Annotated in this window: 13 protein-coding genes and 1 pseudogene; 10 read left to right on the plus strand and 4 right to left on the minus strand. The window is 34.3% G+C overall.

Annotated elements, in window-relative coordinates:
• The first annotated feature begins 30 nt into the window (after positions 1-30).
• From MRBLBA3_RS15170 to MRBLBA3_RS15185, 4 genes are all read left to right on the plus strand, one after another.
• On the plus strand, positions 31-1,605 hold the full coding sequence (locus MRBLBA3_RS15170) for an FMN-binding glutamate synthase family protein (RefSeq protein WP_363381935.1): 1,575 nt from the start codon (positions 31-33) through the stop codon (positions 1,603-1,605).
• Positions 1,606-2,040: 435 nt separating this feature from the next.
• Positions 2,041-2,979, plus strand: coding sequence for a ring-cleaving dioxygenase (locus tag MRBLBA3_RS15175; RefSeq protein WP_363381938.1), 939 nt, complete (start codon positions 2,041-2,043; stop codon positions 2,977-2,979).
• A gap of 27 nt (positions 2,980-3,006) precedes the next feature.
• Positions 3,007-3,621, plus strand: coding sequence for an alpha/beta hydrolase (locus MRBLBA3_RS15180; RefSeq protein WP_116733507.1), 615 nt, complete (start codon positions 3,007-3,009; stop codon positions 3,619-3,621).
• A gap of 177 nt (positions 3,622-3,798) precedes the next feature.
• Entirely contained in the window at positions 3,799-4,593 is a 795-nt protein-coding gene (locus MRBLBA3_RS15185) for a phosphotransferase (RefSeq protein WP_242399288.1), read from the plus strand.
• Positions 4,594-4,729: 136 nt separating this feature from the next.
• Here the strand turns inward: MRBLBA3_RS15185 and MRBLBA3_RS15190 are convergent, their stop codons facing one another.
• The gene (locus MRBLBA3_RS15190) at positions 4,730-6,262 is read right to left on the minus strand and encodes a BA3702 family sensor histidine kinase (RefSeq protein WP_363381942.1); all 1,533 of its coding nucleotides are present in this window, start codon (positions 6,260-6,262) and stop codon (positions 4,730-4,732) included.
• Positions 6,263-6,497: 235 nt separating this feature from the next.
• On the opposite strand from MRBLBA3_RS15190, the gene MRBLBA3_RS15195 reads away from it, so the two are divergent.
• Entirely contained in the window at positions 6,498-6,869 is a 372-nt protein-coding gene (locus tag MRBLBA3_RS15195; protein WP_097811448.1) for a VOC family protein, read from the plus strand.
• Positions 6,870-6,889: 20 nt separating this feature from the next.
• On the opposite strand, the gene MRBLBA3_RS15200 is transcribed toward MRBLBA3_RS15195, so the two are convergent.
• Complete coding sequence (locus MRBLBA3_RS15200) at positions 6,890-7,699, minus strand: YitT family protein (protein ID WP_363381944.1); 810 nt, start codon at positions 7,697-7,699, stop codon at positions 6,890-6,892.
• Between the two features lie 143 nt (positions 7,700-7,842).
• Here MRBLBA3_RS15200 and MRBLBA3_RS15205 point away from each other — a divergent pair, with 143 nt between their 5' ends.
• The 4 genes and pseudogenes from MRBLBA3_RS15205 to MRBLBA3_RS15220 all read left to right on the plus strand — a co-directional run bounded on the left by MRBLBA3_RS15205 (position 7,843) and on the right by MRBLBA3_RS15220 (position 11,360).
• On the plus strand, positions 7,843-8,646 hold the full coding sequence (locus MRBLBA3_RS15205) for a protein phosphatase 2C domain-containing protein (protein ID WP_363381946.1): 804 nt from the start codon (positions 7,843-7,845) through the stop codon (positions 8,644-8,646).
• Positions 8,647-8,661: 15 nt separating this feature from the next.
• A complete protein-coding gene (locus tag MRBLBA3_RS15210; RefSeq protein WP_363381949.1) occupies positions 8,662-9,114 on the plus strand; it encodes a peptidoglycan recognition protein family protein in 453 nt (150 codons plus the stop codon).
• Between the two features lie 17 nt (positions 9,115-9,131).
• Positions 9,132-9,383: a DUF2164 domain-containing protein gene (locus tag MRBLBA3_RS15215; RefSeq protein ID WP_002076869.1), complete on the plus strand. Its 252-nt coding sequence runs from the start codon at positions 9,132-9,134 to the stop codon at positions 9,381-9,383.
• 498 nt (positions 9,384-9,881) lie between these two features.
• Positions 9,882-11,360, plus strand: a pseudogene (locus MRBLBA3_RS15220) (DUF4822 domain-containing protein).
• A 268-nt stretch (positions 11,361-11,628) separates the two neighbouring features.
• Here MRBLBA3_RS15220 and MRBLBA3_RS15225 read toward each other — a convergent pair.
• Both MRBLBA3_RS15225 and MRBLBA3_RS15230 read right to left on the minus strand, forming a co-directional pair.
• Positions 11,629-11,832, minus strand: coding sequence for a CsbD family protein (locus MRBLBA3_RS15225; RefSeq protein ID WP_212087668.1), 204 nt, complete (start codon positions 11,830-11,832; stop codon positions 11,629-11,631).
• 171 nt (positions 11,833-12,003) lie between these two features.
• Positions 12,004-12,819, minus strand: a complete 816-nt coding sequence (locus tag MRBLBA3_RS15230; protein ID WP_363381952.1) for a GNAT family N-acetyltransferase — start codon at positions 12,817-12,819, stop codon at positions 12,004-12,006.
• Positions 12,820-12,971: 152 nt separating this feature from the next.
• Here MRBLBA3_RS15230 and MRBLBA3_RS15235 point away from each other — a divergent pair, with 152 nt between their 5' ends.
• Positions 12,972-13,175, plus strand: a complete 204-nt coding sequence (locus tag MRBLBA3_RS15235; protein ID WP_071711348.1) for a hypothetical protein — start codon at positions 12,972-12,974, stop codon at positions 13,173-13,175.
• Positions 13,176-13,547: the final 372 nt, after the last annotated feature.

Raw genomic sequence — 13,547 nt, forward strand, 5'->3', positions numbered from 1 at the left:
TTATTATGGAATTTCATAGGGGGAAGCGGGATGAGTGAAACTCTACTCGTTATTATTAGTATATTGCTCTTTTTGATGTTACTTTTAATTGTCTTTTTTATTATTACATTTTTTATAAAAAAACGGACGCACCATTCTATATTAAAACTGCATCCATACTTAGGAAGAATGCGCTATTTACTTGAAAAGATAGGACCGGAATTCCGGCAATACTGGTTTGATCATGACACGGATGGAAAACCTTTTTCACGTTACGATTTTCAAAGTGTTATGTTCTTAGCGAAATATCGTTCTGAAATACTTGGTTTTGGATCGAAACGAGATTTTGATGCATCTGGCTATTATATTGCTAATACATTGTTTCCGATTTTAACAGATGAATTAAGTGTAAATCTCACGAAAGAAAGTGAGGGGAAAAAGTATGTAATTCATAAAGAAGGATTATTTTCAAGAAGAGAGAAATTGACAGCGGATACAACAAATCTTTGGTTATATGAAGATGACGATGCAATTATAGTTGGTGAAAATCGTAAATACCCATGGAAGCTACATGGAATGTTTGGAGCATCAGCGACATCTTACGGTGCGATTGGAGAGAATTATATTTTAGCGAGCGGTTTTGGTGCGAAAATGGCAGGTGGATCGTGGATTAATACTGGAGAAGGGGGTGTAATTCCAGAACATTTACATACAGGTGCGAATATCGTTGCACAAATTGGTCCAGGGTTATTCGGATACCGTGATGAAGACGGGAATTTTTCAATGGAGAAATTTATGGATAAAGCGAAAGAAAGTAATATTAAGGCGTTCGAGTTAAAATTTGGGCAAGGTGCTAAAATACGTGGTGGCCATCTAGAGGGACAAAAAGTAAATGAGAAAATTGCTTCTGTTCGGAACGTACGAGAAGGGGAGACGATTAATTCACCGAATCGATTTTCATTTTTAAAAAATGCAGCGGATACACTTTACTTTATTCAAAAGTTGCAAGAAAACGGTGGTAAGCCAGTCGGGATGAAAATCGTAATTGGACAGCAGAAGCCTCTGGAAGATTTATTAAAAATAATGAGTGAATTAAATATTTATCCAGATTTTATTACAATTGATGGTTCAGAAGGTGGATCGGGTGCTACGTATAAATCGATGGCAGATAGTATGGGGCTTCCGCTTCTACCGGCATTACTTACATTTATTGATACAGCAAATCATTATGGTGTCCGGGATAAATTAAAGGTGTTTGCCTCTGGGAAATTAGTCACACCAGATAAAGTGGCGATTGCTTTAGCTATCGGTGCAGATGCCGTAAATTCAGCACGCGGATTTATGATGGCAAGCGGTTGTATTATGGCGCTTCAATGTAATTCAGGACAATGCCCATCGGGGGTTGCAACTACGAATCCACACTACCAAAAAGCATTAGATCCGTATGAGAAAAAATGGCGAGTAATGAACTATGTTATTAGTATGAGATATAGTTTGTTTTCATTAGCGGCAGCAGCAGGGGTAAAGAGCCCACGCCACTTAACAAGGGAGCATATTGTATTTAAAGATGAGGTGGGGAGAGTAGTACCTCTTTCGGAATTGTTTCCTGCTGTAAGTGAGAAGTAAATATATAGTGGAACAAAAAATGTTGGTAAAAGTCATACGTTTGTATGGCTTTTTTGATTATAGTAGTATGGGTATTAGTTATCAGAATATTGCTTTTGATGAAAAAGTGAAACGATATACTCATTGACAATAAAAATTAATTAGACTATAATAAATCTCGAATTCAAGATAAATTTTAAGGATAGTCAAAATAATAAAGCTAATATTTTAAATAATGTTAAACTAAGCACATTGTAAGAACTGTAGTTTTTTTGTAAATTATCTCGAATTCGAGATAATTTTTGAGCTAAATGAAATGTGGTAGTTTTTTAGAGAAATACCTCAATTTTGAAAAAAATAGTATTGCGGATTGAACTTTATCATATGGACAAAATGAATAATGAATTTTAGCGAATAAATGTTTTTTGTAATGAAATAAAAAAAGGGGTGGAGAAAGTGGAAAAGAAAACGATGGGAATTCATCACATTACAGCAATCGTAGGTCACCCACAAGAAAATGTAGATTTTTATGCGGGTGTATTGGGATTGCGTTTAGTGAAACAAACAGTGAATTTTGACGATCCAGGTACGTATCATCTTTATTTTGGTAATGCAGGAGGAAAGCCTGGAACAATTATTACGTTTTTCCCATGGGCAGGTGCTCGTCAAGGTATTATTGGGGACGGTCAAGTAGGCATTACGTCTTATGTCGTACCAAAAGGTGCAATGGAGTTTTGGGAAAATAGATTAGAAAAATTCGACGTGCCGTATACAAAAATGACTCGGTTTGGAGAACAGTATATAGAATTTGATGATCCACATGGTTTGCATATAGAATTAGTTGAAAGAGAAGAGGGCGAATTAAATAATTGGACTTTTGGGGAAGTTACGCCAGAAGTCGCAATTAAAGGATTTGGCGGTGCTGTTCTTTTATCGGCACAACCTCAAAAAACTGCTGAATTGTTAGAGCGTGTTATGGGTCTTGAGAAAATTGGAGAAGAAGGTGAATTTATTCGATTCCGTTCTTCTGCTGATATTGGAAATATTATCGACTTGAGGTCATCAACAATCGGGCGTGGTCAGATGGGTGTTGGTACAGTCCATCATATTGCTTGGAGAGCGAGTGACGATGCTGATCAACTAGACTGGAAAGAGCATGTGTCTCGTTTTGGATATGGTGTAACCCCTGTACAAGATCGAAATTATTTTAACGCGATTTACTTTAGAGAACACGGTGAAATCTTATTTGAAATTGCAACAGACCCTCCTGGTTTTGCCCATGACGAATCTTTAGAGACGATGGGTGAGGAGTTAAAATTACCGGACCGATATGAACAACATAGAAAACAAATTGAACAGACACTCTTACCATTTGAAGTGAGAAATCGAGACTAAAGTGATTGAAAGGGGAAAAGGATTATGATGAAACATGTTTTTCAAAAAGGAAAAGATACGTCAAAACCAGTGTTGTTATTATTGCATGGTACAGGTGGTAATGAATTAGATCTATTACCACTTGCAGAAAGAATTGATCCAAAAGCTTCTGTATTAAGTGTTCGTGGAAATGTATTAGAAAATGGGATGCCTCGTTTCTTCCGCCGATTAGCAGAAGGTATTTTTGATGAAGAGGATCTTGTTTTCCGTACGAAGGAATTAAATGAATTTTTAAATGAAGCAGCAAAAACATATGAATTTGATAGAGATAATATCGTAGCTGTTGGGTATTCAAATGGAGCAAATATTGCAGCGAGTTTATTATTCCATTATGAAAATGCCTTAAAAGGTGCTATTCTTCATCATCCAATGGTCCCAAGAAGAGGGATAGAACTTCCTAATTTAGTAGAGAAAGCAGTGTTTATTGCTGCTGGAACAAATGATCCAATTTGTTCACCTTCTGAGTCAGAGGAATTGAAGATGCTATTAGAAAATGCAAATGCTAATGTAACAATGCATTGGGAAAATAGAGGGCATCAATTAACGATTGGTGAAGTAGAGAAGGCAACGGAATGGTATGAAAAAATGGTTTCACAGGCATAAATGATAGACTAAAACGGGTATAAAATCATAAAGATTTTATACCCGTTTTTTGTTGTAATTTAAGGGGTTAAAAGAGAATAGGAAAACTATGTTAAAATATAAAGAAAAGTAAAGGGGTTCCTGTTTGTTAATGAGCAGGAGCGTGGATTTTTCTAATAATGAGGGGGAAACTATTAGATGGCAAACTACGAAAATGAAGAAATGCTAACGGGAGGGAATGTTTCAAACGTATATCGTTCGAAAGATACTGTTCGACGAGAATTAAAGAAAGGCAGTACGAAAATTCATAAGCTATTAAATCATTTGGAAAACAAAGGTTTTAGTTATGCACCAAAGTTTTTAGGTATTGATGATAAAGATAGAGAGATATTATCATTTATTGAAGGGAAAGCCGGTAATTATCCTTTAAAAGAGTATATGTGGTCTAATGATGTTTTAAAAGAAATAGCGAAGATGCTTCGGCTTTATCATGATGCTGTGAGTGATTTTCCTTTATCAGATGATTGGAAACCGATGGATAATACGCCAAATAATATTGAGGTTGTATGCCACAATGATTTTGCAATATACAACATTATTTTTAATAACGAAAAACCAGTAGGTATTATTGATTTTGATGTTGCTGGTCCTGGGCCAAGACTTTGGGACATAGCCTATACTCTTTACACTTGTGTCCCATTAAGTAGAGTTTATTATAAGGAAACAGGTGAGGCGGTTTATTATAATTCATTACAGCATGCAGACCGCATAAAGCAAAGAGTTAAATTGTTTTTTGAGTCCTATAAAAGTGATGGCATCGCCGAGGAATATTTGGAGATGGTACTTCTACGATTAGAAGGATTATGTAAATACATGAAAAGAAAAGCACTAGAAGGCGATATGAACTTCCAAAAGATGATAGATGAAGGGCATCTTGAACATTATGAAAATGATATTCAGTTTATTCGTAAACATGGAAAAGAGTGGATTTAATAAAATAAATCGTATACAAAAATAAAGCTCAGAGTCATATAGGGACTTTGAGCTTTTTAACGTATTAGTGTAGATGTTTTCCACAATAACCCGACTACTTATAACAGATGTCTTTTACTATATTAATGTAGCATAGTTAAGAGTTTGTTACAGGCTGAGCTGTAGCAATCGGTAATTGGATATCGACAGTTGTTCCTATGTTTAATTCACTGGAAATGAATAATTTTCCGTGATGCTCTTGAATGATTTTATAGCACATCATTAAGCCAAGGCCAGTTCCTTTTTCTTTCAAGCTATAAAAAGGTTCGCCAAGACGAGCCATGCGCTCTTCAGGAATCCCACAACCTTCATCCATAATGCGTATTGAAACAAAATCATTTTCTAACGAAGCTGTTTGAATGAATATGTTACCACCATCAGGCATCGCCTCGATTGCATTTTTTAATATGTTAATCAAAACTTGTTTTAATTGATTACTGTCACATTGAATGTCAGAAATATAATCGAAATGATCCATGATGATATGAACGCTATGCATAACTGCTGTTGGTAAAATAAAAGTTACAACGTCTTCAATTAATGCTTGTACGTTGCATGTATGAATAGATAACACTTGTGGTTTAGACATCGCCATAAATTGGCTTGTTATAGATTCCATTTGTGAAATTTCACTCAACATAACGTCCACATACCATTTATTTTCCTCATTTATTTCTGGATGTAATAATGTTAAAAATCCTTTTAATGAAGTGAGTGGGTTTCTAATTTCATGGGCAATTCCAGCTGTCAGTTGTCCTACTACTGCAAGCTTTTCGGATTTTCGTAATAACTTTTCAGTTTCTTTTAGTTCGGTAACGTCTCTTCCCATCACTATAAGACCTTTGCGTGAGCCATCAGGGTGGAAGAGCGGAACTTTTGAAATACTTAAAACTAGGTCGGAATCATCTCTATGTATAATAAATTCCTCTCCGTGAAGAATTTGTCCTTTTTGCCATGTTAGTTCATCAACTTCTTCACAATGCAAAAAAGATTCGCGGTACGCTTCGTTATATTGAATGAGTTCATTATCTCTTTTTCCACGATAAGGAACGTTATGGAAATTGAAACAAGAAAGCGCATAGTCATTTGCTTCAAGCCAGCGCCCTTCATGATCCTTAAAAATAACAAACGCAGGCATTGAATTCATTAATGTGCGTAATCGTTTCTCACTCTCTTGTAATACTTTCTCAATTCTTTCTGATTTTTCAAGGGGTTTCATAATGGCGTATACACCTGTTAAACGGTTTTCAACAAAAATAGGAACTAATTTTGTTACGACATCTAGTGAATATCCGTCTTTATGATAAATAGAGACGATATACTCTTTTTGATTGTCAGCTGCAGTATTTTTTATGTATTGTAGTACTTGCTCAGAAATATGTGCTTCTAAAATAGAAGTGATTATTTTTCGCTCTAATTCGCTAGAAGTATAACCTAATATTCTTTCAGCAGCGGGGTTAATATGTAAAATAACTCCTTCTAAATTCAATGAAATAATACTATCAGGATTATGTTCAAAAAGAGATGCATACATTTCTGCTAAAGAACGATTTTGTATATGGTTTCGCAAGCGTCCAGATACGTTCGGATGACGCTTTTTTTGAGTAGATGAATATTTTTTACGACTCATAATATTTCCTCCGTACAACTAGCATCTAAAAAAGATTAATCTAGTACTAACTATAATATAGGTTCAATATGTATTTCTATAAAAAATGGAAATTATATAATAAATTTTCTTTTTTATTTTTAGTGGAAGGTAAAAAAGGTAGTAATAAGAGAATCTTATATTGCTTTATTAATTTTTTCTAAGTTCCATGAATGTATTTTCGTTATAACATTAGAATAGAAGAGGGGGAAGGAATATGAAAAATTATATTCAAGGAATTGATCATGTACAAGTAGCGGCGCCAGTAGGATGTGAAGAAGAAGCACGAGAATTTTATGGTAATAAAATTGGTATGGAGGAAATCCCAAAGCCAGAGGAATTAAAGAAGCGTGGTGGGTGTTGGTTTAAGTGTGGAAATCAAGAGATTCATATCGGAGTTGAGCAAAATTTTAATCCAGCTAAAAAAGCGCATCCAGCTTTTTATGTTTTGAAAATTAATGAATTTAAACAAGGGTTAATAAAGCAAGGTATTGAAGTAATAGATGATCATGTGCGACCAGATGTAATCAGATTTTACGTGTCAGATCCGTTTGGAAATCGAATTGAATTTATGGAAAATAAAAACTAGGTGGAGATCCACCTAGTTTTTTACACTTTTCTAAACAATCCTAATACTTCAACAGTCTCCGTAATATTAACGAATGCATGAGGATCAATTTCCGAAATCGTTAGTTTCATACTTGCCAATTCTTCACGTGAAACGACTGTCATAAGTACACGTTTTTTCTCGTTTGAATAAGCACCTTCACCATCAAGTAACGTAATTCCACGTACTACAGTTGAAAGAAGCTTTTTTTTCATTTCTTCTGCTTGATTTGTTACAATCATAAGTGTAACTTTACGATGTTTCGTATGAACGGCATCAATTACTTTACCAGTCACATAAATTGAAAGTAAGCTTGTAAGGGCAACATCCCAAGTGAAGAAAAATCCTGCAATGACAACAACAACAGTATTTAATACAATAAGGAATCCACCAAGTTTAATATCTCGCTTACGAGATAACAACATACCGATAATATCAAATCCACCAGTTGAACCATGGCAGTTAAAGACAAGACCGATACCAGCTCCGGCGATGACACCGCCAAATACAGATGATAAAAGTGGATCTGTTGCTACGACTTTTACTGGAACATAGTATAATGCAACAGATAATACAATTACAGAAACAACCGTGTTAAAAATTACTTTTTTTCCAAGACCTATGTATCCTAAAATAAGGATAGGTAAGTTCAATACAAAGTTAATAATACCTGTGTTTACAGGGGTTACAATCCCTAAAATAATAGCAATTCCGCCAATTCCACTACTTAATATTTTATGGGGGATAAGGAAAAGATTAAAGGCAATTGCAATAATAATAGAACCAAAAATAACACCAAGAAATCTGACCATCTCTTTCCCGTCCTTCACTAAATAATCATATTATTTCAAGATTATATATGAAATTGAAAGTTTTCGGGGAAAACAGTTTATTTTGGAAAATTAGATTAATCTAAATAGTTTGAGTATTCGGTAAAATGGGAGGGGATACAGATATGAAGATAACAACGTACCAACAGAAGGGTCCTTTAAAACAAGAGTGTGAGGATTCATTTTTTTGTAATGAAGATAAAATGATTTATGGTGTATGTGATGGAGCAACACCGCTCGTTCCGTTTGGTGATGAAGAAGGGCATAATGGAGCATACATCGCTTCACATTTATTTGCAAGTCATTTTACTTCGCTACGAGAGATCAATAGTTTACAAGGTGAAGTTGCAAAGGCGAATGAATTATTGCAAAACAAGATGCTAGAGTACAAGGTTGATACGAGAAAAAAAGACCAACTGTGGTGTACATGTATTGCAGCAGTTCAAATAGAAGGCGAGAAACTTGAATATGCACAATTAGGTGATTGTATGATCGTTGCAATACTTCAGGATGGAGCGATAAGAGTATTAACGAAAGATACAGTTAAGGGAATTAGTAAACGTGCAAAAAAGAAGAGAGAAGAAGATCGTAAAAAAGGATTACCAGTCCCGGAAGAACATGCTTTTCAAGATGTTCGGGAGCAGTTGAAATACAACCGCTATCTTGCGAATGTACCAAACGGTTACTCAGTTGCAAATGGGATGAAAGAGTCAATGACTTATTTACAACATGGGGAATTAGATGTAGCTGATGTAAGTGGGATCTTTATTTGTTCGGACGGATTGTTCCATCCGGAGTGGTCGTTAGAACAAATTGTGGTATATATAAGAAAGAATAGCATAAAAGAATATGTAGCAATCATTGAAAGGCTAGAAGGAGAAAATAGAATAAGACCAGATGATAAAACAATTATTATAATTGATTTTTAAGGGGAGGAAGTTCAAATGGAAATTAAATGTGTAAATTTAACATTTCAAGATGAATTAGTTCCTTTAGAGAAAGTAAATAAACTGATTGTCCACCATACGTCAGAAGATGGATGGGATGTGTATAAAACCCACGAATTTCATCAAAAGGTAAGAGGATGGAGCGGGATTGGTTACAATTATTTTATTGAAGAAGATGGAACTGTAGTCGAAGGGCGAGGTTTACATATTGGAGCACATGCGAAAGATAATAATAGTGACACAATTGGAATATGTATGACGGGAAATTTTGATAAATATGATCCAACTACTGTACAAATGAATTCATTATATTCTTTATGTAAAATGTTTATGAAGCAGTTTGCCATAGAGAAAGGAAATATACTCGGCCATAGGGAGTTAGAAGGGGTTACAAAAACTTGTCCAGGAAATCGCTTTTCTATGGTAGAGTTAAGAAAAGTATTATCTTAAATATAGAGGAGTAACGAATGATGATGAACATAAAAATACCGAATGATAAAAAAGAAGAGCTTGTAGCACAAATTCAGCAATTTTTCGTCGAAGAAGATTTAGATGAAATTGGACGTTTCCAAGCAGAACGTTTAATAGAAGAAATGATAAAGTTAGTAGGACCATTTGCATACAATCAAGCAATTGGAGATGCAAGAAAACTTGTAACTGAAAAATTAACAAATATTGAAGAAGATTTGTATGTGTTAGAGAAGAATGAAGGGAAGTAAAAAGAGCTATTTTGGTCGTCTTCCGTCAATTATAAAATAAGTATATGCCACGGCTTTTTTCCGATGTTTTGTTTGGAAAAGGCCGTGAAATTGTTTTTGGACATATAAAATAAACCTCTTTTTTTCCAAAAGGGACCCTAGAATTAAAAAAACGTTATTCTTTCTTAACAAGCTAGATGAGAAAGAATAACGTTTTTTTTTTGATTGAGATTAAAAATATATTATCTTAATTTTATCTTTTTTTAATAATTTATTTATGGGCAATTTATAGTTGCTATTTATAATTCATATATATAACAGCTATGGATACTACGAAAAAGAACTTTGGAGGTGTAACGATGTAGGTAGCGACATACTTCGTATCAAAGTTGGGGAATTGAAAATTTGTATACAACTAGCTGTAATCAAAATTTAAAACATGAATTGCTCACATAGAATCTTCTTTTGGAAGATCAGTGGTGTAATTCTTTGTTAAATGAAGGAAGGTATTGGGAAGCTATGAATAAAACTATTTTAAAAACATGTATCATATCAGCAGTTTTAGGTGGAAGCTTATTGAGTGAAAATAGTGGAGGGGTGAAAGCGGAAGAGGTTACACCACAAACTATTCATACTGGTGTATTTAAAGATGTTCCAAAGGGGCACTGGGCATATGAGGCGATTCAACAATTAACAGGTAAGAAAATTATTTTCGGCTATGATGATGGGAGATTTGGTTTTGGAGATAACGTGACACGCGAACAAGTTGCAACTTTAATGTATCGTTATTTTAATGTGGCAGAAAACAAAAATCATCAGAACCCATATGGGGACGTAAGCGAAGATTCGACAAGCTATATAAAGGAAATCTTGTCTTTAACAGAAATGGGTGTTTTTAAGGGTGATGAGCATGGGAACTTTAGACCGAAGGAATCCTTAACACGTGCAGAAATGGCACAGGTTCTTACAAATGCTTTTCATTTAAAGGCAAAGAGTGATCATACTTTTAATGACGTTTCGACGAACTCATGGGCAAGAAATGCAATTAGTGCTGTTCAAACAAATAATATTGCAAAAGGAATAGGAGGAGGGCATTTTGCTCCAAGTATGGATGTGACGCGTGAACAGTATGCACAATTTTTATACAATGCAATACAAGAAACTAAGCGAACTCAACAAACGAAAGGCCAACTACTGGCTAGTATACTTGGTGAAACAAATTGGAAAGGGACAAAAGTCTATGACAAAGATCATAATGATGTAACGAAAGAAAATCAAAATTTCATTGGGCTTGCAAAGTATGATGCTAAAACTGCAAGGTATGAATTTTTTAATGCAAATACAGGGGAGAGTCGTAATGATAGCGGCACCTTTTTTATAACCAATGATGGAAAGAAAAGAGTGTTAATTTCTGAAACACAAAATTATCAGGCGGTTGTTGAATTAACGCAATTAGATAAGGAGAAATTTACATATAAAAGAATGGGGAAAGATGCAAATGGGAACGATGTAGAAGTGTTTGTTGAGCATGTTCCTTATCAAGAAAAAGAGCTTTCTTTCACCTGACCTGATAAAAATCTAGAAAACTCGACGGGGAAAATAGTTACAGACGTTGATGGAGATGAAATCTTATCTAGTACTCTATGGAACGGAACAGTGGTATTAGATGAACAGGGTAATAATGTAACAAAGTACAACTCTAACTTAATCAGTCTAGCAAAATATGATAAAAATACAAATAAATATGAGTTTTTCAATGTGAATACAGGGGTAAGTCGTGGAGATTATGGTTTCTTCGATGTTGTACATGGGAATAAAATAAGAGCTCACGTTTCGTTAGGAAATAATAAATATGGTGCGGTTCTTGAACTTACAGAGTTAAATAAAGATAAATTTACGTATACAAGAATGGGGAAAGATGCGGATGGAAAAGATATAAAAATCTTTGTCGAGCATGAACCGTATACAGGTGACCTAAAACCAGATTTCACAAAGTAAATAAAAATAAGATGTAAAATTAATCTTAAAGCAAATAATCTTTTGTAGCAAAGGCATTATCTTAGAAAATGTTAGTAAGGAAAAACCTGAGTGATTAGGATTAGGTAATTATACAATAGAAGTAAAATAGTTGTTTATAGACAAATAGATGCCTTGAGGCATCTATTTGTCATTTTAAAATGATCTTATTGGTGAATATAAAATACAAACTCTCTTTTCTCAGATCTAGTAACTTACTACTTGTACAACCATACATCTTTGCTCTTTTTTATTTGCTCTCTTTATATTCATGAACTTTCTCTTTTACATTACCGACAGTATCTTTAGCAGTGCCTTTTACCTTATCCCATTTTCCTTCAGCTTGTAATTTTTTATTGTCAGTGACTTTCCCAACAACTTCTTTTACTTCACCTTTTACTTTATCAATGGCACCTTCTACTTTTTCTTTTAAACCATGATCATGCTTAGTCATACATTTTTCCTCCTTGTAGTTTGATTAGAATTCTCTTTTCATATTGCAAGTTGAATGATGTATCTAGTAATAGCGTAACGAATATAATTTGAATATTCAAGTGATTGATAGAATAGAAAAGGAATTGTCATAAAATGTATAAGGTTGTAACGGATGGAGAAAGAATGTTAATTATATGTCTTTTGCAGTCCATATTGATTTTGTATAAGCAATTTTCATATGGGCACGTTCCATATTATTTTGACTGCCGCTACCGAATCTTGCTTGTCCAACTATCAAATTACAATTGGCTTCAACAGCGGTCTCAATTCGTTTTTGAATTAATGCAGAATGACAACCTTTACGTTGGAATTCTGGCAAAGTAGCAGATGCAGCTAATGAGGCAACACCGTTATTTATATAAAGAACTCCTATACTAGCAGGAGTGTTTTGAACTTCTGCTATGAAAAAATGCCATCCTGGTTTATCGTAAAGAATTTCGTTATTTTGGCGGACGCCATCTTTTGTAAAGGAAGGCATGTTAAATCCACGTACATATATGTCTGCAAAAATATCAAATTCATTTTCTTTTAGTTGGCGTACTGAAATGTTAGAAGGAAGAAGGGCTGGATCTTCTCTCGGTATACTATATAAAGCGGTATGGAAGCCCGATTGGTAAAATCCTTTTTGAGATAAGTATTGAAATAATTCAGCTGTACCTTGTTGAGCGGGTGTAATTTCAAAACGACAAGGGATTTGTAGCGATTGATAATAAGAGATGATTTCATCTATCTCATCTGTATTTGTAAATGTAATACCTTTTACCGTATTAAAAGCAGGACCAGCAATTATTTTTGATGAAAAGGCAGTGGCGCTCCCGAATTTTTTCATTTGTACTTGCATTGGATTTCCGCTTATTGCTTGTAGTGCCTCTAATCTAGAAGAAAGCATATGTATTTCTGCGTTCTCAATTTTTTGTGCCGTATTGACTGTCATAATTGTACTCATACGATTCCTCCGTCAATAAATATATTTCATAGTACATATACGATGTTTGTTCTGAGACTCCTGTTGAAATGTAAGAGAATAAGAGGTTTTTTGGAAGGGAAATGGAAGTGGACTGTCGAAGGGAGTAGAAACAGATTAAAGGTGGTGCGCTCATGAAACAGAAAGACGTGCAGACATGCTCTAATTGTGGTTCTCATAACATAGGAGAAGGTGAGTTTGTCGGTTATGCACAAATAAGGAAAAAGGAGACGATGTTTACATCATCTCCAGTAGATGCTTATATTTGTACGGATTGCGGGAATATCCTTTTATTAAAGGTACGGAATTATGAAAAGTTTAAGCAGAAGCCGTTATGATTGTTAAGAAGTGGTAATATAAAACGTCGTATACGAAACATCTTACATTAAGTTAATTTAATATAAGTGACATTTTACATATATATGAGTACGCCTTAAAAAAAGAGATAAAAACATATACTGTATGAGATGCTCATCATTCATTACATGACACAGAAAAGTATATAGAAGAAAAAGTAGTCATTTTAGAATGATTCATAACGAAAACTCCTTTAAATGAAGAAAGGAGTTTTTTTGTTTTTTTTATAACAATATTTACCTTTAATTGTTATAATTTGTTATTGGGAGGGGTTGTTTTATTAACGCCATAATCATAGAAGAAAAACAGCTAAAACGTATACAAAACCGCTATATAACATAGTCGCAACCGTA

The organism is Bacillus sp. LBA3-1-1.1 (assembly GCF_040676495.1).
GTDB classification, from domain to species: domain Bacteria; phylum Bacillota; class Bacilli; order Bacillales; family Bacillaceae_G; genus Bacillus_A; species Bacillus_A nitratireducens.